Here is a 25,471-nt window from a genome sequence, read left to right as displayed (position 1 = left end):
CTCATTTCAGTACTTCGTATTTTTCGATTTTTGTTTCTTCAAATGTGCTCATCTGCAGGTATACCTGCAGCCCCATCTCCAAAAGTGGAAATACCGCCACGGCGCCGCTTCCCTCACCCAGGCACATGTCACAGGTCAAAAACGGTGACACTCCGAGTGCATCCAGGAGCATCTGCCCGGCAGGTTCTTTGGATACGTGGGAGGGCATCATATAATCCAGTGATGCCGGCACAAGCCTTGCCGCACACAGAGCCGCAACCGCCGAGATAAAGCCGTCAATGACAACCGGAATATGGTACAGTGCACCACCCAGGTATACGCCGGCAAGTCCGGCAATATCCAGGCCTCCTACCTTTGCCAGCACATCCAGAGCATCTTCTTTGTCCGGCTGGTGTTTGCGGATGGCTTCTTTGATCACACTGATTTTTCTTTCCAGGCCTTCGCTTGTCAGTCCGGCGCCTTTCCCGGTCACCTCTTCCACCGGCCGTTCCAGAAGCACTGCCGCCACGGCGCTGCTTGTGGTCGTGTTGCCGATCCCCATTTCTCCGGTTGCAAGGATATCATACCCCTGCTCCTTCAATTCACCCACTATCTGGATTCCTGTCCGTATGGCCTGCCATGCCTCCTCACTGCTCATAGCCGGCTCCTGTGCCAGATTCTTTGTACCGTAAGCCACTTTCCTGTCCGCCCTTGTGACAGAAGGCACGTCTGTCGCCATCCCGATATCTACCGGAAACAGGTCTGTCCCTGCGACTTCACTCATGATTGCAACGCTTGCCGCCTTTTTGGTAAAATTATCCGCCACAATGGCTGTGACTTCCTGTCCTGTCTGTGTAACGCCCTCTGCCACAACACCATTGTCCGCACACATGATAACCAGACCTCTTTTTTTCAGATCGTACTGGGTGCTTCTTTTCATCCCGGCAATCCGGATCACAGCATCCTCCAGCTTTCCCAGACTGAACAAAGGCTTTGCAACAGACATCCACCGCTTTCGCGCCGCCTCTGTGCTGGCTTCATCAGCCGGCTCAATCTGCGCTCTCACCATTTCCAGTGTCATTTCATCGCTTGTTTTTGCTGTCATTTCTCAATGTCTCCTCTTCTTACATTCTTCTACAAAACGGCCGGCAAATGCCTGATTCGAATAAAAGTGGATATGGGGAAAGCCTGCAAACAGACTGCCTTCCATATGAATGCATTCCCACTTTCTTTTTTTGTCGGTTTTGACAGCAAGGCAGTCTTTTCCATTGTCGGTGCTGTCCCAATAGTGAAACTCATGTCCCTTTATCTTTTCTCCTCTTTCCAGGTAAACGCCGTCTTTCATGGCCTCCAGTTCAATGTATCCAAACCGTACCAGGCGATCCCCCCGAAAAGCTTTTCCAGAAATCACACCTGCCATCTTACGGGTATTCCCCTTGTCATCCTCCATCTCTTCATGCAGATACATAAAACCGCCGCACTCTGCAAGGCATGGCAGACCGCCTGCAAGTGCATTCTTCACGGAACCTCGCATGAGGGCATTGTTTTCCAGCAGTTCTGTATAAAGTTCCGGATAGCCCCCGCCCAGGATCAGGCCCTGGATGTCATCCGGAAGAGCGCTGTCTCTCAGGGGACTGAACTCAACCAGTTCACAGCCCGCCTTTTCCAGAAATTCCAGGTTGTCCTTATAGTAAAAGCAGAAGGCCTCATCTCTGGCAACCGCGATTTTTACAGGAAGTTCTTCTATTACCGGTTCTTTTTCTTCTGTTTTCTTCCCCCGGACAGCTTTTTCGCCCGATGGTTGAAAGGCCGTCTTATCGCTGTACCATACCTCCGGCATCCCGCCCGAAAACTGTGCAGCGATCCTAAGCAGCCTGTCCAGTTCCACGGTCTCAGACAGAATTCTGCCCGCCTCGTCCAGACGTTCTCTGATCTCCCCGATCTCCTTTGGGGTCACCAGGCCCAAATGCCTGCTCTCCAGACCGAACACGGGATTCTCGGGTACATAACCAATCACGGGAATCGGATATCCTGCCTGTGCCAGTCCTGTTTCAATCATCTGTTTCATCTTGGGATAAAGCATCCCTGATACACGGTTCAACAGGATGCCGCTGATATTACTGTCCTTCCGAAATCCCAGAATTCCCAGAATAACAGGAAGAACGGAGAGTGCCATACCTTTGCAGGAAACAACGAGAATCACCGGTGCTTTCAGGGTCCGGGCCACATCATAGGAACTGCCCTTTTCACTGTCCAGCGCCATCCCGTCATAATATCCCATAACCCCTTCTATGACAGTAATCCCGGCCTGTTCTGCGTGTTCATGGAACAGTGAGCGCATAACCTGCGGCTCACAGAAAAATAGATCCAGATTCTCGGACTCAATCCCCAGAACCTCCCTGTGGAACATGGGGTCGATATAATCCGGACCGCATTTACATGCGGCCACTTTCATCCCTTTTTGTTTTAGGGCTGACATAAGTCCGCAGGAAATCACGGTCTTACCGCTTCCGCTTGACGCGGCGGCTATCATAAAACTTGGAATCTGCATAGCTGCTCTTCTCCTTTTTACTCTGCCTCATTCTGTCTGTACTGCTGTTTTCCGGCAGAAATAATATATACAGGATTCTGTCCTGTCATCATATGGTAAGCTCCCAGTTTTCTGGATTTGGCTGCGGTCAGCTGCAGGATCTCCGCATCAGGAAGGAGTCCCTCCTCAAGCGCTTCCATTGCTTCCTTTACTGTCTCCAGGGAAATGGCATTCAGTACAATCCGGACATCCGGGTTCTTCTCCAGCACCAGTCTCAGAATGTCTTTCAGATTCCCGGAACTGCCTCCGATAAATACGTGGGTCGGCGGCTCCAGTTTCTCCAATGCCTCCGGTGCCGTTCCCTCCACAATCTGTACCTGGTCACAACAGAACTTCCTCTGATTCTGGCCGATGAGTTTCGCGCCTTCCGGATTCTTTTCAATCGCGTACACCTGGATGCTTCCCGACTGGCAGGCTGCTTCTATGCTGACAGAACCAGTTCCCGCCCCTACATCGTAGAGCACGGCATCCTCTGTCAGCGCAAGTTTTGCCAGGCTGACTGCACGAACCTCTGATTTTGTCATGGGTACTTTACCGCGGATATATTCTTCATCTTCAATATGCCGGCAGACCCGCTTATCCGGTCCCGGGTTCAGTACATAAGCAGCGGCAAGCCCCTCAAGGTCCTCCGGTGCCAGCTCTTTTCCCTTTTTATGAAGGATCTCCTCCTCTTCGTAGGAGAGATGTCTTCCTATGTAAAACTCTGTCTCATCCAGTCCGTAACGGTGTATCTTTTCGCAGATCTCCCGGGCGCATTCGCCTCCGCCGAACAGCAAAAAGGTCTTCTCGTGTTTTGCAATGGCATGGATGAAATTCTGTCTTCTCCCGTGTATGCTCACAAGAGCCGCATCTTCCCAGGAGATGCCAAGCTTTGCAGCAAGGTACACCGCGGAAGAAATCCCAGGTATCGTATAAACCTGGTAATCTGAAAGCTCCTCTTCCAGCTTTTTGGCGCCGCTGTAGAATCCGGGATCTCCGGAAAGGGCTACCGCAAGCCTTTTATATTCCCCATGAGCTTTTAGAAAATCATGGATTTCCTGTGGTTTGTAGGAGTTAAAAACGGGCTTTCCAAAAGGCTCCAGCGTACCTGTCATCCGCTGTGCGCCGATGATACAGTCACATTCCCTGAAAACCTGTTCCGCCTGCACCGTAAGGGAGCTTCTGTTTCCCATCCCTATTCCGGTCAGATAAACAATTTGCTTTTCTCTACACATTCCGATATCCTCTGGGAGTCACCATCTTGCCATTTAGTTCTTTCGTCTGCTCATTTCCAATAAATACAGTGGTAAACATATCTACCTCTGTATCCCTCAGTTCTCCAAGGGTCAGTATCCTGCAGGCTTCCTCTTCCCTGCCAATATTACGCACGGTACCGCAGACCGTGTCCGGACTTTTATACTCCATCATGTAATCACATGCTTTCTGCAGATAGTCCTTCCGTTTTCGGCTGGACGGGTTATACAGACAGATTACAAAGTCCGCCATGGCAGCCGCCTTCAGCCTTTTCTCAATTTTCTCCCATGGTGTCAGGAGATCACTGAGGCTGATCACTGCAAAGTCGTGCATCAAAGGCGCTCCCAATACGGCAGCTCCTCCATTTGCCGCAGTAATCCCGGGCACAATCTCGATCTCCACGTCAGGATACTCTGCGCCCGTCTCATACATCAGCCCGGCCATGCCGTAGATTCCGGCGTCTCCACTGCACACCATCGCTACGTCTTTGCCGCCCGCCGCTTCTTCCAGCGCCATCTGGCAGCGTTTTACTTCCTGGGTCATGGGAGTTGTCAGATATGTTTTCTCCGGGTATTCCTTCTTAACCAGATCCACATATACCGTGTAACCCACGATGACCTGACATGTATCCAGCGCCGCCTTTGCTTCCAGTGTCATCTGCAGGTCCGCCCCGGGCCCCAGCCCCACAACATATACTTTACTCATTTGTATTCCCCTCTCTGCTTGCTTTTCGGAACTCCGTAGTAAAAGCCGGATTATACAGCTCAGAACGGTCATAGCCACTGTCCAGCACATCCCCGACTACGATCAGTGCCGTCTTTGTAATGCCCTCCCCCTCAGCGGTCTTCGCCAGGGTTTCCACCGTACAGCGGCAGACCTTCTGCTCCGGCCACGTAGCCTTATATACAATCGCTGCCGGTGTATCCTTCTCATATCCGCCTGCTATCAGTTCTTTTTCCAGCTCCGCAAGCATCCCTGTGCTCAGGAATATAACCATGGTAGCATGATGTGAGGCAAAACTCCGGATGGACTCTCTCTCCGGCACCGGTGTTCTGCCCGCCATTCTTGTTATTACCACGGACTGTGAGATGCCGGGAAGCGTATACTCGGCCTCAAGTGCAGCCGCCGCCCCGCAGAATGAACTGACTCCCGGACATACCTCATAGTCAATGTCTTCTTTTTTTAATGCATCCATTTGTTCTTTAATCGCGCCATACAAACACGGATCTCCGGTATGGAGTCGTACGACTTTCTTCTGGCTTCGCTCTCCCCGGATCATCACATCCAGCACTTCCTCCAGTGTCATCAGCGCGCTGTTATATACTTCACAGCCTTCCTTCTTCACATCCAGCAATGCAGGATTCACAAGAGATCCCGCATATACAATGATGTCAGCTTCCTCCAGATACTTCTGTCCGCGCACGGTAATCAGATCTGCCGCCCCGGCTCCTGCCCCAACAAATGCAATCATTTACTTTTCCTCCTTTAATATCATAAGTGAATAATAACTCGCCTCATCCGGAATGTCCTCCACCTGACGGTAAATCTTTTCTCCCGGCATCCCGCAGTTTTCAACCATCTGGACTTGAAGCTTTTTCTCTTTCACTGCCTGTTTCACATAAGGCATCTTCTTCCCGGCCTTCATAAGAACCTTCGTTCCCGGCATCTCCAGGCTTTCTTCAATTCCATAGGATGCCGGTATAATATGTAATTCATCCCGGTTTTCAACGAGGCCTGTATCCATTCTCGCCGCTGCCGCGCAGAAAGAAGTGATTCCGGGCACCAGACCGGTCCGGCATCCCCGTTCTTTCAAACGTTTGTGAACATAAAGGCAGGTGGAATATACGCTGGGATCTCCCAGGGTAATAAATGCCACATTTTTGCCCTGGCGCAGGACTTCCTCTGTTTTGTCCGCGCATTTGTCATGAATCTCTTTCAGCTGTGATTTTTCCTTCATCATAGGCATGGGAAGGAATAATTTTGCTTTTTGTGCGATCTCCGGAACCATGGGAAGAGCTATCTGATAAGCAACGCATTTTTCCAGATATGAGGGCATTGTGCAGACGGCATCTGCCTCCTCATATACCGCTTCCTTCAGTTCGGGACTGGACACTGCGATCGCCAGCACCTCACACTCTTTGATTGTGCTCACTGCCTTATATGTCATCAGTTCCGGTTCCCCCGGCCCCACACCTACTGCATAAAATATTCCCTCGTTCATACCTTCTCCCTTCTGATCTGTTCCAGTAATTCTGGTGTTTCTTTTGTTTTCCCGAGAATTCCATCCTCTTTGGAAAATACAACCGCCCCGATTTTCAGGGAATCTCCTGCGCGCTGCTTCAGATGATATTCGATCCGCTGTATCACAGTCTCCATCACAGGGCTCAGAAGCTTTCTTTCTTTTAGAAAATCCAGAGCCTCTGTTGTAGTGATGCATCCCATAATTTTCTTTACATCCGCGGCAGAGGCGCCTGCCATTGCCGCATGGGATGCAAGCACTTCCATCCGGCAGTCCGCCTGGCGGGAATGGGTATTCATGACCCCCGCCGCCAGTTTGATCAGTTTGCCCACATGACCAATCAGCAGAATGCCTTTCATTCCCAGGCTGACCGCGTCATCAATTGTCTCCCCGATATAGTTGCTGCACTTTACAGCCAGGCTACCGTCGTATTTTAAGGTCTCTGTCAGAAAATCGCTCCCATAGTTGCCGGGTACCACATAGCACCAGTCGTGTCCGTTTTCCTTCAGTACCTTCATTTCCAGATAAATGGTATCCGTAAGTGCTTTTTCGCTCATCGGCTCTACAATACCGCTTGTACCGAGTACGGAGATACCTCCTTCGATTCCCAGCCTGGGATTGAAGGTCCTGGAGGCCAGTTTTCTGCCCTCTGGAATGGAAATCAGTATCTCCAGCCCCCCGCTGTACCCGAACTGTTCCCGCTGCTCCTCAACCGCCTCCAGAATCATCTTCCTGGGGACCCTGTTGATTGCGGCCTCGCCGATCTCCTGCTGGAGTCCTTTTTTCGTAACTCTGCCGACTCCCTCTCCTCCATCCAGAACAAGGGAGCTGCACTCCGTTTTTCTGACCTCGGCAAAGACATAGATTCCATCCGTAATATCCGGATCGTCCCCGCTGTCCTTCTGAACGGCACAGCAGATCCGTTCCGGACCTTTTTCTATCTGCTCGATATCCAGATACAGTGTAATGCCTTTCGGCGTCAGCAGGGATACCTGCGTAACCACCTGATCGGAAAGAAGCATATATGCGGCGGCCTTTGCTGCTGCCGCCGCACAGCTGCCGGTAGTATATCCCGAGCGCAGCTGTTTTTGATTCTTCCATACGGTCCCGCCCTGTGCCCTGCTCTTCTCCAGCTGTTTTTCCATGCCCTCTCTCCTTTCCCTGCATCTGCTTATAACTGTATCAGGCAGTTGTAACAGTTCAGACAAGTCTGAACTGTTACGCATCCAGCCAATAAAATCGCTTTGCGATGGGCTGGATGCCTGCGGCCATCACGTTTTCGTACGGTCTGCGCAGTAAATGCGCAGACCTGTCTGAACTGTTACAGGCAGTTACATAGCTGCTTCGATATGTTCTATAAAAATATTACGGATTCCTTTCATCTCGCCCAGCCCACGGACCAGCGCCTTCACTTCGTAGCCGGCAACTTCCAGATCCGCTTTCCAGGAATCGTCTTCCCCCGCCATATCATTTTTTGCATGGTCACCGGCCACCACCATAAACGGCATCAGCGTTACCTTTCGGATCCCGGAGATCTCCAGCTTTGTCATGACATTTCTCAGGTCAGGGAAGCCCTCTACTGTACCTACAAGCACCTGATTGTAACCCAGGGAGTGGAAGGTATATTCCAGAGTCGGATAGGCTGAATTTGCATGGTGGTCTGTGCCGTGTCCCATCAGGACCAGAGCCTCGCCCTCCTCCAGAGTAACTTCCGCCATAATCGCGTGAATGGATTTTTTATAATCATCTACGCTTGTGAGCAGCGGATTCCCTACGCGTATCCTGCGGAATCTGTCCGTGTACTCCATCAGGTCTCGGAGCATCCGGTCATTCTCTATCCCATTGATTATATGGGTGGGCTGTACAACCACCTGCTCAATGCCGTCCTCCGCCATCTGTTCCATGGCCTCTTTTACATTAGCCACAAATATATTTTCCTTTTTCTGCAGCTTATTCTTAATCATCTTGCTGGTAAATGCACGGTAGATTCTGTATTCCGGGAATGACTCCCCGATCTGATTCTCAATTGCCGTTATGTTTTTCTCCAGAGTATCCAGATAACTGGTACCAAAGCTGACGACCAGAATCGCCTTTTTTCCTGTCTTATTCTCCATCTTCTGTTGTGTCTCCTTCCTGTGATCCGCTGCTATCGGGTATCTCCGCCATTATGCATTGGAGGATGCTTCAATATAATGTTCCAGTTCGCTTATATTCACGGGCGGCTTCAGTCCCTCTTTCAGAATCCCTTTTTTCTGAAGCCTTTCAAAGAGCTTCAATACGGCGGGCTCTTCCTGATTGGTCATAGCCAGCGCCTCCTGGTCTGTACACACCGTCACAGGATCAGCGTGGCGCAGCACCCTGCCCTCCTGCATAAGCACAATTTCATCTGCCCAGGACAGTGCGTAATCAATGTCATGGGTAGCCATTAGAATCGTTATTCCCGCCTCAGCCAGCCCGTCCACAATCTGATTGACTATCTTTGTATGTTTTGCGTCCAGCGCCGCGGCCGGCTCGTCCAATATAATAACTTCAGGATGCATGACCAGTATATCGGCAATGGAGACCTGCTTTTTCTGTCCGCCGCTCAGTGCATGGGCCGGACGTTCACGGAAAGGGGTGATCTCAAGATGGCCGATCACCTGGTCTACTTCTTCCCTGGCTTTCTCTTTTGGCACTCCCATATTCAGGATTCCGAAGGAGATCTCCTGGTACACGCTTGCTGAAAAAAGCTGATTGTCAGGATCCTGGAATACGATGCCAACCCGGCTTCTGAGATCCAGCAGCCCCTTTTTGGAGTAATCGATCGGCTTGCCCTTGAACAAAATCGTCCCCTGCTCCGGCTTATATATCCCATTGCAGCACAGAAAAAAGGTGGACTTTCCGCAGCCGTTAGCGCCCATAAATGCTACTTTTCTGCCTTTTTTTATTTTCAGGCTCACACCATTCAGGGAATGTGGCCCACCTTCCTCATATGCATAATGGACATCTCTTGCCTCTATTATTACATCCTGTTCTTCTGTATTCATAAGAAACTCCTCCATATTGTAAGTACAAGCAGGATCAGCTCAAAGACTGTGATTGCCGCAATTTCTTTTTTCCTGGCCGGATGATTTTCTTCGAGCACTCTGATCTTACCGTCATAGCACCTCGATTCCATAGCATCATACAATGCATTGGACCGCTTAAATGCGCGGAGCAGCAGGCCCGCCGCCATCTTTCCGAAGGAATTGACCGAGGTTCTGAAATCTCGGTTGCCCAGTCTTGACTTCTGAGACACCATGATGGCGGATGCCGTGTCCATCAGCACGAAAATGAACCGGTAAATCAAAAGCATAAGTTCCGTCAATATCTCCGGACAGTGCAGTTTTGTAAGAACACCCAGGATATCAGTCATTGTTGTATTGAGTGATAAAAAGTACAGGCAGGTCACGCTTGCCATGGCTGTTGCAATCAGCTGTATCCCGAAAAGCAGGGACTGAAAACTACCCGTGATAAAAAAGCTGCCCACTGGAATTGCATAGGCATCCAGTGGGACTTTTGAGATATTGACTATGATCGCCAGTGTACTCAATATAAGGAATGTAAAAGGCACAGCCAGCAGCTTTACATACTGTTTGGCCGCTATATGTCCTTTTTTCACGGTAAGGTATGCATTGACTGCAAAAACAATACCGGCAATGACCAGTGAACGGCTGATAACGCAGAACAGCAGAGTTATCATGGAAAATGCAAACTTTTCACCTGCATTTACATATCTTAAACCGGAGCGATAACAGAGCTTATCTACTACAATCATGCTGCCTTCCTTCCCAGAACTTTATTCCGTCTTGTTCTGCCATTTTTTTCTTTCTACGAATCGTCCCATTACAAAAGCGATAATACCGACTCCGATTCCTGTCTGAAGACAGAAGATCAGGCTTTCCACTTCACCCGGCAGTTCTCCCCCTAGCGCAGTCTCAAGCACCGGTGTAAACCATGGAGTATATTCTCCCTGTATTTCTTCGATCATGACGCTCCCTGCATCATCTGAACCGCCGAACTCAGCGCCTTTTTTTGCGAACAGGGGCACAATTGCAATCAATACAGCTACGATCAGAAGAATGATAACTGTTTTCGTATTTTTACTCATCTTATTTTGCCTCCTTTAAAAATCCGATTGCTTTCAGTTCCGGTTTTGCATAAGCTTCCAGTCCGATTACGATGATGACTGTGAGAATACCCTCGATGACTGCCAGCGGCAGCTGTGTCGGTGCAAATACTCCCAGGAATTTGACAGCGGATGCCGCTACGCCGCCCGCCTCGGATGGGTATGCAAGTGCCAGCTGGATACTGGTCACACAGTATGTAAAGATATCTCCCAGAAAAGCGGCCAGGAATACTGATATTTTACGGTTAACATTCATTTTTTTACAGAGCTGGTATATTCCAAATGACAGAAGCGGTCCTGCAATCGCCATGGAGAACGTATTGGCTCCCAGTGTTGTCAGTCCGCCGTGAGCGAGCAGAATCGCCTGAAATAAAAGTACGATAATTCCCAGCACACTGACTGCCGCAGGTCCGAACAGGATTGCTCCCAGTCCGGTTCCGGTCATATGGGAACAGCTTCCTGTCACTGACGGTATTTTCAGGGATGATATTACAAAAATAAACGCCCCTGCCATAGCAATCAGCATGATCGATTTTCTATTTTCTTTCACTCTTTTTTTCAGGGATATCAGGCCGGCAACCAGAAACGGGACACAGATTACGCCCCAGGCAATGCAGTATTTTACCGGAAGGTAACCCTCCATGATATGCATTGCATTAACAGCCGGTGTGACGGCAAACATCAGCGCGAATGCGATGGCTGCCTTGAGTAAGATTTTTTCTTTTTTTGACATGTCTCTCTCTCCTTTTTTGTGATATTGTTGTTTCGAAATACCTCCCAGGTATACCACAAAATCGTACGAGATCTGCAGCATAACACCCGGTCATATTCCCGTAACCATTCAGATCCATTTAAAAGCGGGTTTTCTGACTAAGGCATCTGCACGGTATTCCGCCTTCCCATGAGAACTCTCACAGTGACATAATGGATACCATTCCACCTATACAGCAACGGGTATTGTGCAGGATTCACACCTGCTTCCCCTTAGGCCGCCCTCAGCAGATTCGGATACTGCATCGGGACAGCTTACTTCTAAATTGTATGCCAGACCTGAACTATATACCTAAAGAGCACGCTGCCCTTTGGGTCATTTTTTATACAGAGGTATCTCCTCCTAAAACTCGATTCCCCGTCTTGCCCGGATCTCCCGGTCAAAGGGATGTTTGATCTTCTTGATCTCGGAAACATAGTCCGCAAGCTTAATAAGCTTCTCATCCGGATTCCGTCCGGTCAGGACGACCTCCAGTTCCTCTGGTTTACTTTCCAAAAAGGCCAGTGCCTTATTGTGCTCAATGAGGCCATAATTATAGGCGGCCATAAACTCATCGATCACTAGCAAATCAAAGTGCCCGGATACCGCTTTGTCACAGACTGTATCCCAAAGCCGGGCATAAGTCTCCTCTGCCTCCGCCTTTTCTCTATCACACAGCGTATTAAAAAATCCAAACGCTTTGTCCACATGAAGAACTGTAATCCCATCCACCGCATCCAGTATCTTCAGCTCACCGGAAACTTCATTCTTCAAAAAGCGCGCGAACAGAACTTTCATTCCACTCCCTGCGGCCCTGACTGCAAGTCCTGTTGCAGCGGTCGTCTTCCCTTTTCCATCTCCACAGTAGATATGTATCAGTCCGTTTTTCATTCATACACCTCATTCATAACCTTATTTATTTTATCATAATTTGTCATAATATGCAATTTTCACTACTTAGCATTGTATCCGATTTTCAATGTTGCTGTTTGTACTTTTTTTCCTAGTTTGTGTAATTTTTTAAGAAGGGGTCAGACCCCTTTGCCCTCCGTATTCAGAATATTCTGAAGATATTTTTTTGTTTCTTCTACGCTGTGCCCCGTCTCTGCAGGCCTTCCGATCACTACCAGCGTTACTCCTGTCTCTTTTGCCGCCTCCAGTTTTTCCTCAAATCCCCCAGCTTTGCCGGATTCTTTTGTCACAAAATAATCTGCATCCGTATCCTTAAGCATGGCGATATTCAGTTCCTTCGAAAAGGGCCCCTGCATGGCAATGAGGTGAGCCCCCTTAAACCCAAGCTCCACACTCTCTTCCACGGACTCTTTCGTAGACAGAACCCTGGCAAAACACCGCTCTTTATAATTCTCTATTTCTGTATACAGCTTTAATTCTTTGCTTCCTGTGGAAATGAAAATCCTGCCTTCCCGTGTTTTCAGATATTCCACTGCCTCTGCTACGGAATCCACCAGTACCATATTCTCATATGAATGAGCGCCGCCGGTACTGCTCTCATCGCGCAGACAACGGATATACCCGGCCTCACTTCTGCTGCAGGCATTTTTTATGTTCTCCGTAACCAGACGGGCAAAGGGATGAGTAGCATCTATGACAAGCTCTATCTGGTGCTTCCGGATGAATCCGCAGATTGCCTCTTCGTCCATCCTGCCTGTAATAATCCTGATATTTGGAATCTCCTCCACGCATTCCGTGCCGTATTCTGTAGCTGTACTGACAAAGCTTACTATAGACAAATTCCCTAAAAATTCCGCCAGCATTCTGCCTTCTGATGTCCCGGCAAACAGCAGGATGCGCATTTTCCCGTTTTCCATACTTCTTCTCCTCTTCCCTCTTATGACCCCGATCCATTCCTTATACACAGATGTTATTTTAAGTACTAATCCCCGGATAGTCAAGTGAAAAAGCCGCCAGGACACTTTTGAACGATGCAATTAGGCTTGAGCCAGAATACATAAGCAGCGGAATATGAAAATAACCCGGCCGTATCTGGCTGATTATGGCTAATATTCCGGTTGTGTTTAAAACTTTTTCACAGTATAATATAACACATAACAATTTAGTATCTTATGTAGGAGGGGGATATTATATGCTTTTTAACTTCTATGAATATATCCGGAAAGACCTGGAGATTAAAAAGACTTATTTAAAAAGTGCAGAAAATGAAATTGCAGAAAAAAATCTGGTACTGCTTCAGCTCTCCAGTCTGCTCAATTCCATCCTCCTTGTTTTATTCTACATAATAACTCCATTTATCATTAAAGGCTGGACGATCACTTTACAGCATATCCTCTTTCTCCCTGCAGCACTGCTGTTTTTTGGAATCTCCACGGCCTATGCCAAAACCGGCCGCAGAGATAAAAAGGTTATTACCAGAGCCTGCCTTGCCTTCGAAGTCGTACTTTTTGCTTTTGTAATATCTATAGATGTGTTCCCCTATCCTGATGCCCCCAGTTCTTTTCTGCCGCTTTTGTTTATTGCCTTTCCCGCACTGTTCATACTGCGTTTTCGTCAAATGTTTACAGTCATGTTTCTGGTCGAAGTCATCTACGTTTCATCAGTAATGCAGGTCAAAAACAAGCTGATGGCCGAAAACGACATTTTCAACTCTGTCGTTGCTTTTATCTTTTCCATGACAGTTGCTCATGTAATCCTAAAGCTCCGTGCAGAAGACCATAATACACGCAGTCGATACAAACGCCTGAGCATGCTGGATTCACTGACCGGTATTCCCAATAAAAAAGCCTGTGAAAATGCCATAGCGCATTATCTGGAAAAGAACAGCCCGTCATACAGTGCCCTTCTTTTCCTGGACCTGGATGATTTCAAAAAAATCAATGATTCCATCGGCCATTCCGCCGGGGACCGTCTCCTGGAAGAAACCGGGAAATTACTCTTCAAGTCATTCCGTGCCTCGGATCTAATCGGTCGGGTCGGCGGAGACGAATTCATGATACTGATCACAGATTACCACGACACAGAGGATGCCCTCAAAAGAAAATGCACGGCTCTGCAGCGCGCACTGCAGCAGATCATGCAAAATTACGGCATACAGACCTCATGCAGTATAGGAGCCATTCTGGCTGCAGGCCAGTCCCTGAATTTTCACACCGCATACGCTCTTGCCGATAAATGCCTGTACGAGGCAAAAGCATCCGGAAAAAATAAATGTGTTGTGCGAACGCTTGCCGGGGACGGAACGGATGGCGGGGGGACGCCGGACGGGCTGTAAGGGACGGGGTACAGACGGAAGCATATATCTGTTTGGAATGCATAAAGCGAGCTTAGCAGCAGTAAGAGGAAACACATAAAATCAGCCGGCGAAAAGTTGCTTCCGAAGCAACTTTTCAGTACGCATTCACTGCCCAATCATCAGATTGGGCAGTGAATGCGTACGGTGCCGGCTGATTTTGTGTGTTTCCTCATACTGCTGCTTAGCGCAGCGGACGTGTTCCAAACAGATATATGCTTCCGTCTGCACCCCGTCCCGTTCCGCGGCAGGCGTCCCCCCGCCCCCTACTCCTCCGGCTCAACCATCCACGCTTTGATCTCACCGCAGGCTATCATCTCGCCGCTGTTCCCGGATGGCTGGGTCTTGAAATCATCCGGGTTAATATGGATTATTACTGTTCTGCCCGTGACATCGTCCGGGTAAAATCTGCCGGTATAGACTGCACTGCAGGCTGCACCGTGTGTAGACAGCAGAGGCGGCATATCTCCCGCATGTTCCGGATGTTCTGTATGTTCCGGATTGTAATGCATACCGGCATCGGCAAACGGATTTTCCGCATTCCCCGCACACTCCTTACCTTCATGAACGTGGAAGCCGAAAAATTTACTCATATCCGGCGCGTCCTCGTCCGGCAGTCCGTATACTTCCGCCATTACGATAGTTCCTCCGTACACTTCATAAAAATAAACTATTCCATGGATTTCCGGGTATTTATCCGAACCTTTTATCTCTGCAAATGCTTCCGGCATTCCGTTTAATTTTTCAACCATAACATCATCCTCCTCTGCTCAGTATATGCAGCAATCGGGCGGATGTTCATGCTTTACGGCCAGAAAAAGTAACGCTCCTATTCAAAATACATATAGTCCATATAGAATTCATTAAAATGCTTGTCATTGGAAAGCTGTACCTCTGATGAGCAGTCCAGAATATATTTCACACGCTCTGCAGAATCCTCACTGAGCAGATATGTCCTGGTTCCTTTCAGGCAGCTGTTTCCAACCGCTTCTATCTTTGCCTGACACTCTTCTGGCAGAAGTCCGATTCCAACTGCTTTTACAATATCCATCTTATAGCCAAAACCGCCTGCTATGTAAATTGCATCAATATCATCATAAGATGCCCCGAAATTCAGGATCAGAGTCTCAAGCCCAGCGCGCACTGCAGACTTGGCAAGCTGAATCTCCCTCACATCTTTCTGAAAGAAAGCAATCTCTGTCCCATCCCCGCTTTCTGCGAGCGGAAAACCATCGTCAAAATAATCCTCGTCCATAAGACCTGTTTCGTCCACAAGCTCGGCCTTAACCAGTTCGTAAACGGCGTCAATAACCCCGGTACCGCAGATTCCGACCGGTTTGGCGTCCTGGATCGTTCCCGTCACCGCATGCCCGTCCTTCAGCTCCACCTTGCAGATTGCTCCCGGCACGCTTCCTGTCCCGAATGTTATATTTCCGCCCTCAAACGCGGGCCCGGCTGCCGTCGATGTCGTCAGAATGCGGTCCTTATTGCCAATTGCCATCTCGCCGTTTGTTCCAAGGTCAATCAGTACGGATACCTTCTCCCTCCTGTCAAAATCCAGGGCATACAATCCTGCCGTAATATCTCCTCCCACGTAAGTGGATATGCCGGGGAAAATCACAATTTCAAACGCCATGTCATTCTGGCCGAAAAGTTCTGCATAATTAGTATATATCGTATCAATATTGACCGGTGTAAAAGGGAATACGCCCAATGTTTCACAGGAGTAGCCCATCAGAAGGTGCACCATGGTTGTATTGGCCCCGATTACCATTTTTTCGATCTTTATTTTTCCGTTCTCTGTCAGACTCCCGATTCCCTGAAGCAGATCTGTCTGAATGCTCTTTCTCAGCGCTTCCTTTTTGCCTCCGTTGGAAGCTTCTATTCTGCTGATTACATCAGCACCATATGCCCTCTGTCGGTTGATCGTTGTAAAAACATCCTCGGCTTCCTTTGTCTCCATATTGATCAACTGCATCGCGATTGTTGTCGTGCCGATATCCACGGCAATTCCATAACGCACGCCCGCTTTTGCGCTGCTTCTTGCCGCTCTCCCTGCCGTTTGTTCATCATCCGCCAGAACAGCGAACTCCTCTTCTTTATGGAGCCCAACTGAGATCACACAGTCATCCTCAGGATAAGCCTTGCATGCCAGACGGAATCCATCCTGCAGCTGCTCCCCGCTGAAGAATTTTCCATCCTGCTCTGACGGAGCGATATCCCCCTCCAGAACCTGAATACCGCACTTTCCGCAGGTTCCTCTTCCTGCACAGACTGCCGGCAGGAATATACCCTGCTCCTGAAGTATCTCCATCAGAGAATGTCCCTTTTTGCCTTTTAAAACTCTGAGTTCATCTCCATCATGAAGCATAATTGTATAATCCGAAACATTTCTGAGGCTGCAGTTAACATTCGGGCAGCTCGCGCAGTTATGATGAATGCGGAACATGTCTGAATGATCTGCCGTCAGGTAGACCTGGCACGTCGTCTTGACCGGATCATACATACAGCTGTCCAGCACACGGATGCCCGCGCTGTTTTCTCTGCCGGTCACTGCCAGAGCTTTCTTCTGGGCCTCCATCGGAATATCCTGCGGCGCCTCCAGCCGATGGGACACTCCGCACTTTTTCGCTCTGCACATTGCGATAATCTGAGGCTGAAGCTGATGATCCATCTGAAAAAGATAATCATCCGCAATGGCATCCGCCAGCATTCCGCCCAGATAATCTCCTTCTGCAAACAGTTGTGTAGACCATCGGCTCAGCTGTCCGCCTACGGAAGTAACGCAGTACAGTGCCTGATGAATCCCTTCCCCATACCGGCTGAGATCAAATCCGTCCACATCCCCGAACTCCAGCAGAGCAATCGGCTCTATTTTCTTATATGCCTCCGGAAGCATCGCCTCATACTCTTCTGCCACATCATCATATGTCGCGCTGCCTTCGAAGCAGTCTATCAGAGCGAACACATTCTCTCTGCATATTTCTATATTAAATTCCGTTATTTTCATCTTCTTGTCCTCTCTCAACTGCCGGAAAAGCCATCCCCGTCCCTGCAGTTTCAATAACCCTGTTCAATTATTTTTCCTGTATAAAAAGAAAAACTCCTTGTAAAAAGAGTTCGATGCTGACACACTATATAAAATTAAAACGGAATCCTGTTTCCCACCCAAAACAGGTCCATAGGGATATGTAAGTATCCTGGCTCACGTTTCATCCTTGGAATGCCTTCTCATCCTGACGGACAATGGCTTTTATTCTTCGTCCACGTTTACAGTAGGGGTAAGCCTGCACCGGATTCACACCGGTTTCCTTCTCTAAATGCTCTTTGTTGTTACCATCCGCACTTATTTCCCAAAGGGCACTTTATTTCTCTGTAACTGCTTTCTTTGCAACTTCTGCTGCTGTTGCTGCATCTGGTGTATAGTAGTCAGCACCAATCTGCTCTGCAAAACTGTCATTAACCGGAGCGCCGCCGACCATAACGATGTACTTGTCGCGAAGTCCTTTTTCGTTCAGCTGATCGATACAATCCTGCATCTTCGGCATTGTTGTTGTAAGAAGTGCTGACATACAGATTACATCTGCGCCTACTTCTTCTGCTTTGTCAATAAATACAGCCGGCTCAACATCTACGCCGATATCGTGGATCTCAAAGCCTGCGCCTTTCAGCATCATTACTACAAGGTTCTTTCCGATATCATGCAGGTCACCCTGTACTGTACCGATAACTGCCTTACCAACCGGCTCATTTCCTACTTCAACCAGTTTTGGCTCCAGAACTGTAAGTCCTGCATTCATAGCTCTTGCTGCTACCAGAACTTCCGGTACGAATACCTCGTTGTTTTTAAACTTTGCACCGATGATCATCATTCCTGATAAAAGACCTTCATTTAAAATCTCTTTTGGATCCTGCCCCTCGTCCAGAGCCTCCTGTACCAGTGCCTTTACATTTTTTGCCCTTCCTTTTTGAAGGAATTCTGAAATTTCCTGAATCTTTGACATTTTACATACCTCCATCATTCTTTAAGCGTGTCTGCTTTGATTATTATTCTACCTTATTTGCAATTATGTTTTTAGTAATTTTTTTGGAACTCTTTGTATTAATATCTCATTTTTTGTTTATTTTTTTATTTCTTCTACAATTTCCGGGTACCACTCCATTGCTTTTCTCAGGGATTTTCTGACGGGCAGGCCATTTCCGGATAAGACCACCAGATCATTGATATGTTCCGGCTTTCCTTCAAACTTCTCGGCTTTATAAATGCTGCCTACGCAGTCCACCAGATAGATTTCTCCGTCTGCCTCCACAAATCCTTTTACACGGTAAGTATCATCCAGAAACATTTCAACGAATTTCTGAAGCTTTCCCGGTGCCTGCCCCGGTTTCAAACGGAGCAGATATTTTTTCAGGGTGATGTCCGCGCTCTGTAAGATCGGTTCTTCCGGCTGTCTGTCTGCCGGCACAGCGGGATTCAGCCAGCTGCTTTCGATCCTGCCATAAGTAGTCGTATGGACCCCGGCACCCGGACGGTGCATCTTGACGATCCCCTTTATTTCTTCAATCTGTTCTTTGGATGCAAGATCGGTTTTATTAATAAGCACAAGATCGCTGACGGCCAGCTGCTTCTTTATTACAACTGCAGTCTCATATACCTTCAAAAACTGCCTTGCATCAATCAGACAGATACTTCCCATATATTCTACATCAGAGAACTTGTCCTTCTGGTTCAGGATCTTTCTGACATTCATGGGATTGGACAGGCCGGAGGCCTCTACGATAATAATGTCCGGCTTTCCGGACAAAGCTTTGCCCAGCACTTCCTCGAATTTGTCCAGCCTGCAGGAACAGAAGATAGAACCATTGTTGATCTCATCCAGTACAGTCCCCAGTTCTCTCAGAATCTCCCCGTCGACACCTTCCTTTCCAAACTCATTGATAATCAGATGAAGCCTGAAGTCTGACAGTTCATTTATAAAATTTTTAAGAAAAGTAGTTTTACCGGCTCCTAAGAAGCCGGTAATTAAATACAGTTTACTCATTATTTCATAACAGCCTTGATCGCTGCCTCCAATTCTTCCTTTGCTGGTACAAGAGAACGGAATTTCAGTTCGCCGTTGATATACATTGACGGAAGGTTCGGAACTCCCATTTTCTTACAGCGGGCAATGTTCTCCTTGATCGTAAACTTATACTCGATCATATCAATTGCATCACCGAAGGTTTCTTTTGCTTCGTTGGCAGCACCCATCATGTATGTACATGCCGCACATGTTGCTGAATCCAGTGTAAATACTTCCACGAGCGGTTTCTCAAGATGCTCGTAATCCGGCAGTTCTACTTCAATGTCTTCGTCCTCAGCCACATAGTTTTTCAGGATCTCTCTTACGGAATCCGGTTCGTGAATTGCCTGTACTACACCGATGGTGTTCTCAACAGGAACAGCGTATGGCATATCACAGCCAGGTGCAAGGATAAAGTTCTTCTTGTTCGGCATATTGTCCAGAAGATCAATCACAAACTTCATGTTATCCTGCTGTGTTCCGTGCAGCATAATCGTTGTCAGTGGGATATTTCCGCCAAGTGCTACATTATACTTATCCGTGATTGCTTTTGCTGCAAGCAGGTCAACGTTCTCATCAATAGAGATGGAATCCGGGCCTGTCTGGCACATAACCTCGATATTTCTTGTTGCATCACCGCATACAAAGAAGGAAGACAGTGCGCCCAGCTCTCTGATGTGGTCAAACAGTTTCTTAAACGGTGCGCTCATGAACATTTCAAAATGATCGGAAGAGATCTGGGAAATCAGCGGGTCTACCACCGCGATCACATCCATGCCTGCTTCAATATAATATTCAGCCATCTTCATAGCAATTGCATCGCAGTACTCCAGGAACTCAATTACTGCATCTTCATCGTCGTACATATCCATGAAAATGTCATTGCCGCGCAGATGTGTTGCCAGTGTAAAAGGTCCGCAGATCAGGCCGTATAATGCTGTTGTATCGCCGACCGCCTCTTTCATGCGTCTCATGACATCCATAATCATAGGAATACGTCCGGATTCTTTTGTCGGAATCGTGCAGTAACAGGGTGTTTCCAGCTCTTCTTCGCCTTCCATTGGATGATTCGCAACTGACGGCGGAGCATCATCTGCCCATACAAGTTTACATCCAAGACATTCAGCCTCAACCTGAAGGTCAAAGATGACTGGCTGTCCTGCCGGTTTATAAAGTTTATTTACTTCCATCAGCGCTTCAAACAGCTTGTCCCCGTCCTGAAGTACTTCTGTAGCAGTATAGCCCAGAAGGCTGCCTGCATGCACCCCTGCGAATGGCACCCATGCCACCTGTTCTGTCTCCTCGTGATGCAGTGTTTTGATAAGAATTTCTTTCTGATTCATTTTGTTTCCTCACTTTCTTTTTTGCTATAATTTGTTGTATCAATATTTAATTATCCACATATATCATAGTCTGCCTGTGCAAGCATTGCCCTGACTTCCGGTATGGAACATCCCCGGTTTGTCCCGGTCTCAACGCTTAAGTCCCTTGGATTGACACCGATCTCTGCATACAGCTGATTTACTCCGGCCAGCAGAGCCATCTGTTTTGGTTCATGGACATTCATGGATTGTTTTGGCCTGGTCACCAGCCTTGCAGCGGCGACAATTTTGGTTAGCTCCAGATCTGTGATCTCCCCCTTATCAAAGAGAGGGGTACCCGGCACGCCTACCCGTTTCATACAGGCCATTACGTTTACGCCGTATTCTCTGGCACGCAGCATTTCATCCGCGATCTGTTCGTATGTATGCTCCGGCCCGATAGGTTCTACACAATAGATCAGCTCCAGCCCGGCTGCCTTGATGGCATCCAGAGTAGCAATCCTCTGTTCCTTTGGAAGATCCGTATCCTGTCCTTCATTCATTCTCACAATATGGTAGACACCTGTGTATCCCGCTTCTTTGAGCAGCTTAGCCGTTTCCAGGTCAAAATCTCCGATGTTGGCGATGAACATCATCTCTGGTGTGAGAAGCTTTTTTACTTCCCTGGAAACTTCCAGGAATCTCTCAATGCTGTAGTCCGCCGTCGTCATAAGGAACAGGGCGTCAGCCTTCTCTTCCACTGCCCTGGCGGCTTCTGCCAGTATGTCTTCCAGCGGCTTTTCCGTCTTTTCTTCTACTACAAAACTGTCCTTTGCAAGAGAACAGAACTTACAGTTTCCGGTACATGGCGCACTGTTAAGGCCAATCTGTGCAAAAACATACCCTCTTCTTCCATATTCTCTTCTGGAAAGTTCATTTGCCTTTGCCAATAACGCATAAAATGCTGAAGAGTGACTGTCTGTCCGGAGAAGTTCTACTGCATCTTCTTTTGTCAGATCCTGATTTTCATCTACTTTTTTGAAAATCTTTTCAAGTCCTTCTTTACTATTAGAAAAAGAAATCATCACTATGCCTCCCATCTGTTCTGAATTCATAGTATGATTTCTTTTCTTTTATTGCTTGCAATTTTTACAGCTAATTTGTAATTTTTTTAGGATGTTTAATAATACGCTTTTAAAAACATACTGCCTTTCACCCACTACCTCCCACTTTATACCTCTTATTTAATTCCGTCCCTTGTGTAATTGAAATGCAGGCTTTGGGCAAGATCAAAAAATCGACACTTATCTAAAAGTAACGATTTTCAAAAAATAACTCAAGCACAAAATTCAATATCAGGTTTTCCTTTGTCATCATTTCATAATGTTTTACCATTATGGGTACGTCTGTTACGATTCCATCAACCCTGCACAGTAAATTTTTCTTGATTGTATCTTCTGAGTTAGCTGTCCATCCATATACCTTTTTCCCCTGTCCCTGCATGGCAACAACCATCTCTCTTGTCATAACAGTCGTCTCCACACTAAATGCATCAACAAAATCCATATCATATTTGCCAGAGTAGATGAGCGGCGTAATATACACTGTTTTGATTTTAGGATTTACGGCTTTTGTTTCTCTCAAAATGTCAAGATTCATCGAGCCGATATGGCATTGGTCAATCATTTCATACTTTTCAATTAACTCAATTACCTGTCCTACCAGATTTTCCTCATGTCCTGTCGACTTCAGTTCAATCATGACCTGGATATTCTCCTTTGCCCGCTGCAAAATTGACTCTAGCGTGGGGACAGGTTCACCGATGAATTCTGATGAAAACCAGCTGCCTGCATCATACTTCCCGACTTCGGAATATTCTACCTCCCATACTTTTTTCTTGTGTCCAGTCGTACGGAGGAAGTTGTCATCGTGCAGCAAAATCAAGCTGCCATCTTTCAACTGCTGCACATCAATTTCAACCATATCGACTCCATTAGCAATCGCATGATTTAATGCAGCCATTGTATTTTCAGGTGTGGATATAACATCTGCGCGATGAGCAACAATCTGTGGAGTGGTATACGTCTGATTGAGCAGACTTCCGCCCAGCTCGCTCTCGCTGAACATGAGTATCCCAATCGCAGCACATACCACCATTACAATATACTTTAAAACTCTGAATCGTTTCCTGCCTGTGACCGCCTTCTCGCATGGTCTGATATCTCCTTTGTATTGATGGAACAGCGAGACCAACGCCGAAAAGAAGAAAATAGTCCCAAACGCCCCCATCAGGAATATCGCTGCCGGCACGCCCCTGTTAAAATAAAGGGTGAATGACTTCACAACATCTGCCGGAGCTTCATTCAGCTTTGTAAAGACAACTAATCCCAACACAGCAATACTAAGAATGATCACCACAATAAAACTAAATAAGATAAGCAAACCTAAGACGCGAAAAATTGTCACTGTTTTTTTCTTCTTTAAGAGACAATTCCCCTTTTTCCAGGCCTCTTTAATTGAGAAATCATCAAACAAAGTATATGGCAGAAAAAATAGAAACAAAAAGCAAATAAGATTTGCAATCAGGACAACAATTACATATGCAAAGAACAACTTTGAATCCTGCTTGATGAAGTCCATGATAAACTCTGGAATACGCAGCCACTGCAGCATATACGGCGCAAATGGCAGAAATGCCAGTATCGTTGTAATAATGAATCCTAAAAACAACAGGATATTCTGTATATGTAGCATCTTTTTGCATTGACGCAAGGTTTCCTTCAATAGCCTGATAATAGAAATCTGATTTCTCTGCCATCCTGATTCACAATAGATATATAGTGCCACCACCTCGAAAAATACCGTAAAAGCGGTCAGCAAAATCAAACAGATACACCCGATGACCGCGATTGGATTTAGCAAAACTAATTTCAGATTATCAGTGGAAATATAGGATACACCGGCCGAATTCAAGATCAGTCCCATCAAGCTCTCTGTTATTCCAAAAAGGATTGAGTAATTAAATGTTTTATAAACTACATCAAACAATAATAGCGTTGACCAGTTTTTTAGTGCAACATTAAAAGAACATTTTATAAGCTGTTTCATTTTCTCCCCTAAAATTCCAGAACATTTATACCGCAAAGATTTCATATTAGTATTTACCACACATAGTTTCAATATTCAAAAAGGCAACCGTAATTCCAGAAATAACTTCTTTATCGGGCTGCCTTTACCTTATTGTATATCCCTCCTGAAGATTTTTCAACCAAAAACTTCCAGCCGCCGATGCAAGCTCAACCAAACCTTATGTTTTAGCAAATGGGCCCGCTGGTTTTCCCCTGTCTGTATAAGAGTTTGCTGTTTCACTTTACGTCATATAAAAAACAAGATATAATAATATCAAAATTCAATTCAGACAAAGATAAGATTTTATAGAAGGGGGATTTCTATGTCAATCGAAAACACAATATGCCTCATGAATGATTCGTTCCCGCCTCTCATCGACGGAGTTGCTAATGCTGTGACAAACTACGCAACATATTATCAAAAAAACTTTGGAAAAGCCTATGTAGCAGTACCATATCATCCCAATGCCGCCGATGAAAATTTTCCATTTCCAGTCATTCGTTACCGAAGCTTTGACACGACTGAACTATTGAATTATAGAGCAGGATATCCCTTTTCAGTGAGTGCAATGAGCGATTTAAAGGATGTGAACTGCAACCTGATTCACAGTCACTGCCCCTTTATGTCCACAGTTTTAGCACGTATTTTGCGCAGACATGCGGATGTGCCACTTGTATTTACTTACCACACCAAATTCGATATAGACATCGCCAAAACAATTCAGCCCAAGCTTTTGCAAAAGCAAGCGATCAACCTGATTGTGGATAACATCAATGCCTGCGATGAAGTGTGGACCGTGAGTGAAGGTGCTGGTGAAAATTTACGTTCGTTGGGATATCAAGGAGATTACCTCGTCATGCCAAATGGTGTGGATTTACCGAAAGGACGGGTTTCCAAAGAGGCCGTGCGAAAGGCTACGGAAGGAATCGATTTGCCTGAAAATGTACCTGTTTATCTGTTCGTGGGACGGATGATGTGGTATAAAGGCTTAAAAATCGTTTTTGATGCTCTACGAAAACTAAAAAATGATCACAAACAATTCCGATTAATTATGATCGGTAAAGGAAGTGATAAAGAAGAAATGGAGTCTTACACGAAGGAGATCGGAATTAGCGATGAGTGTATTTTTACCGGTGCCATCTATGACAGAGACATTCTGCGGGCATGGTACTGCAGGGGAGATCTGTTCTTATTTCCATCCAGTTATGATACTAATGGGCTGGTCGTTCGTGAAGCGGCAGCATGCAGTCTTGCCAGCGTACTAATCAAAGGAAGCTGTGCTGCTGAAGGTATCACAGATGGGACAAATGGATTTTTATGTGACGAGAATGCACAGAGCATGTATGCTTTGCTCAAAAAAACACAGGACAATCCGGAAGTCACATGGCAGACAGGACAGTCTGCCATGGACATGCTGTATCTTTCCTGGGAAGACAGCGTGGCAAGAGCTTCAGATCGCTATAAGATTGTAAAAGAAAAGTATGCCAACAAAGAATACCTAAGCCAGAAGCGTCTCTCTGATGAGCTGCTCACAGTCACAGGCGAGGCGCTGGACAGCATTGAAGCGCTGAGAAATCTGAAAAAATCTTCAAAGGAAAAGCTGGCTGCAATGTATGAATGGCAAAAAACACATTTAGAGCATATTGCGGAACACATTTGGAGGTGAAAAAGGGTGCCGCACGTTCGGTTAGAGATGCGAGGAATGTGCGCACCTTATTCAGAGGTGCCACTGCCATGGGCGGCCCGTATGTATAGCCCCATATAGGCTATACAG

General features: G+C 46.9%; 23 protein-coding genes and 2 riboswitches. Of the genes, 2 read left to right on the top strand and 21 right to left on the bottom strand.

Annotated features, from left to right (window positions below):
• Position 1 precedes the first annotated feature (1 nt).
• The 14 genes from cobT to cobK form a co-directional block, all read right to left on the bottom strand.
• Positions 2-1,060: a nicotinate-nucleotide--dimethylbenzimidazole phosphoribosyltransferase gene (cobT, locus tag HMPREF0240_RS07615; RefSeq protein WP_035312700.1), complete on the bottom strand. Its 1,059-nt coding sequence runs from the start codon at positions 1,058-1,060 to the stop codon at positions 2-4.
• A gap of 27 nt (positions 1,061-1,087) precedes the next feature.
• Entirely contained in the window at positions 1,088-2,530 is a 1,443-nt protein-coding gene (locus tag HMPREF0240_RS07610; RefSeq protein ID WP_009002864.1) for a cobyrinate a,c-diamide synthase, read from the bottom strand.
• 17 nt (positions 2,531-2,547) lie between these two features.
• Complete coding sequence (locus HMPREF0240_RS07605) at positions 2,548-3,783, bottom strand: bifunctional cobalt-precorrin-7 (C(5))-methyltransferase/cobalt-precorrin-6B (C(15))-methyltransferase (protein WP_009002863.1); 1,236 nt, start codon at positions 3,781-3,783, stop codon at positions 2,548-2,550.
• Positions 3,776-4,507: a precorrin-3B C(17)-methyltransferase gene (gene cobJ / locus HMPREF0240_RS07600; RefSeq protein ID WP_035312643.1), complete on the bottom strand. Its 732-nt coding sequence runs from the start codon at positions 4,505-4,507 to the stop codon at positions 3,776-3,778. The genes HMPREF0240_RS07605 and cobJ overlap by 8 nt, the downstream gene beginning before the upstream one ends.
• Complete coding sequence (gene cobM, locus HMPREF0240_RS07595; protein ID WP_035312642.1) at positions 4,500-5,273, bottom strand: precorrin-4 C(11)-methyltransferase; 774 nt, start codon at positions 5,271-5,273, stop codon at positions 4,500-4,502. Before cobM ends, cobJ begins: the two co-directional genes overlap by 8 nt.
• The gene (gene cobI, locus HMPREF0240_RS07590; protein ID WP_009002862.1) at positions 5,274-6,023 is read right to left on the bottom strand and encodes a precorrin-2 C(20)-methyltransferase; all 750 of its coding nucleotides are present in this window, start codon (positions 6,021-6,023) and stop codon (positions 5,274-5,276) included.
• Complete coding sequence (gene cbiD, locus HMPREF0240_RS07585) at positions 6,020-7,186, bottom strand: cobalt-precorrin-5B (C(1))-methyltransferase CbiD (RefSeq protein ID WP_050794504.1); 1,167 nt, start codon at positions 7,184-7,186, stop codon at positions 6,020-6,022. Before cbiD ends, cobI begins: the two co-directional genes overlap by 4 nt.
• Before the next feature lie 186 nt (positions 7,187-7,372).
• On the bottom strand, positions 7,373-8,155 hold the full coding sequence (locus HMPREF0240_RS07580) for a sirohydrochlorin cobaltochelatase (RefSeq protein WP_009002860.1): 783 nt from the start codon (positions 8,153-8,155) through the stop codon (positions 7,373-7,375).
• Positions 8,156-8,206: 51 nt separating this feature from the next.
• Complete coding sequence (locus tag HMPREF0240_RS07575; protein WP_009002859.1) at positions 8,207-9,067, bottom strand: ATP-binding cassette domain-containing protein; 861 nt, start codon at positions 9,065-9,067, stop codon at positions 8,207-8,209.
• Complete coding sequence (gene cbiQ / locus HMPREF0240_RS07570; RefSeq protein ID WP_009002858.1) at positions 9,064-9,837, bottom strand: cobalt ECF transporter T component CbiQ; 774 nt, start codon at positions 9,835-9,837, stop codon at positions 9,064-9,066. Before cbiQ ends, HMPREF0240_RS07575 begins: the two co-directional genes overlap by 4 nt.
• Before the next feature lie 21 nt (positions 9,838-9,858).
• Positions 9,859-10,170 carry a cobalt transport protein CbiN gene (locus HMPREF0240_RS07565; RefSeq protein WP_009002857.1) on the bottom strand — a complete coding sequence of 104 codons (312 nt, stop codon included), beginning with the start codon at positions 10,168-10,170 and terminating at the stop codon, positions 9,859-9,861.
• A gap of 1 nt (position 10,171) precedes the next feature.
• Positions 10,172-10,921: an energy-coupling factor ABC transporter permease gene (locus tag HMPREF0240_RS07560; RefSeq protein ID WP_009002856.1), complete on the bottom strand. Its 750-nt coding sequence runs from the start codon at positions 10,919-10,921 to the stop codon at positions 10,172-10,174.
• Positions 10,922-11,026: 105 nt separating this feature from the next.
• A riboswitch (cobalamin riboswitch) is annotated at positions 11,027-11,219 on the bottom strand.
• Between the two features lie 83 nt (positions 11,220-11,302).
• Positions 11,303-11,830, bottom strand: coding sequence for a cob(I)yrinic acid a,c-diamide adenosyltransferase (locus tag HMPREF0240_RS07555; protein WP_009002855.1), 528 nt, complete (start codon positions 11,828-11,830; stop codon positions 11,303-11,305).
• Between the two features lie 140 nt (positions 11,831-11,970).
• Positions 11,971-12,768 (bottom strand): precorrin-6A reductase, encoded by a 798-nt coding sequence (cobK, locus tag HMPREF0240_RS07550; protein WP_009002854.1) that lies wholly within the window; start codon positions 12,766-12,768, stop codon positions 11,971-11,973.
• A gap of 275 nt (positions 12,769-13,043) precedes the next feature.
• Between cobK and HMPREF0240_RS23355 the strand changes: the two genes are divergently transcribed.
• On the top strand, positions 13,044-14,186 hold the full coding sequence (locus HMPREF0240_RS23355) for a GGDEF domain-containing protein (RefSeq protein WP_050794503.1): 1,143 nt from the start codon (positions 13,044-13,046) through the stop codon (positions 14,184-14,186).
• 284 nt (positions 14,187-14,470) lie between these two features.
• Here HMPREF0240_RS23355 and HMPREF0240_RS07540 read toward each other — a convergent pair whose 3' ends face one another.
• From HMPREF0240_RS07540 to HMPREF0240_RS23350, 7 genes are all read right to left on the bottom strand, one after another.
• A complete protein-coding gene (locus HMPREF0240_RS07540; RefSeq protein ID WP_009002852.1) occupies positions 14,471-14,956 on the bottom strand; it encodes a superoxide dismutase family protein in 486 nt (161 codons plus the stop codon).
• A 77-nt stretch (positions 14,957-15,033) separates the two neighbouring features.
• Positions 15,034-17,214: an ASKHA domain-containing protein gene (locus HMPREF0240_RS07535; protein ID WP_050794502.1), complete on the bottom strand. Its 2,181-nt coding sequence runs from the start codon at positions 17,212-17,214 to the stop codon at positions 15,034-15,036.
• Between the two features lie 162 nt (positions 17,215-17,376).
• Positions 17,377-17,561, bottom strand: a riboswitch (cobalamin riboswitch).
• A gap of 8 nt (positions 17,562-17,569) precedes the next feature.
• Entirely contained in the window at positions 17,570-18,208 is a 639-nt protein-coding gene (locus tag HMPREF0240_RS07530) for a corrinoid protein (RefSeq protein WP_009002850.1), read from the bottom strand.
• 117 nt (positions 18,209-18,325) lie between these two features.
• Positions 18,326-19,246: a GTP-binding protein gene (locus tag HMPREF0240_RS07525; protein ID WP_009002849.1), complete on the bottom strand. Its 921-nt coding sequence runs from the start codon at positions 19,244-19,246 to the stop codon at positions 18,326-18,328.
• Complete coding sequence (locus tag HMPREF0240_RS07520; RefSeq protein WP_009002848.1) at positions 19,246-20,610, bottom strand: uroporphyrinogen decarboxylase family protein; 1,365 nt, start codon at positions 20,608-20,610, stop codon at positions 19,246-19,248. Before HMPREF0240_RS07520 ends, HMPREF0240_RS07525 begins: the two co-directional genes overlap by 1 nt.
• Positions 20,611-20,660: 50 nt before the next feature.
• On the bottom strand, positions 20,661-21,683 hold the full coding sequence (locus tag HMPREF0240_RS07515; protein ID WP_242833308.1) for a radical SAM protein: 1,023 nt from the start codon (positions 21,681-21,683) through the stop codon (positions 20,661-20,663).
• Positions 21,684-21,876: 193 nt separating this feature from the next.
• Positions 21,877-23,676 (bottom strand): glycerophosphodiester phosphodiesterase family protein, encoded by a 1,800-nt coding sequence (locus tag HMPREF0240_RS23350; RefSeq protein WP_009002846.1) that lies wholly within the window; start codon positions 23,674-23,676, stop codon positions 21,877-21,879.
• Positions 23,677-24,019: 343 nt separating this feature from the next.
• On the opposite strand from HMPREF0240_RS23350, the gene HMPREF0240_RS07505 reads away from it, so the two are divergent.
• On the top strand, positions 24,020-25,363 hold the full coding sequence (locus tag HMPREF0240_RS07505; protein WP_083806141.1) for a glycosyltransferase: 1,344 nt from the start codon (positions 24,020-24,022) through the stop codon (positions 25,361-25,363).
• The last annotated feature ends 108 nt before the right edge of the window (positions 25,364-25,471 follow it).

It is taken from the genome of Clostridium sp. D5, assembly GCF_000190355.1.
Taxonomy (GTDB): Bacteria; Bacillota; Clostridia; order Lachnospirales; family Lachnospiraceae; genus Faecalicatena; species Faecalicatena fissicatena_A.
This window is presented reverse-complemented; position numbering and strand designations above follow the sequence as displayed.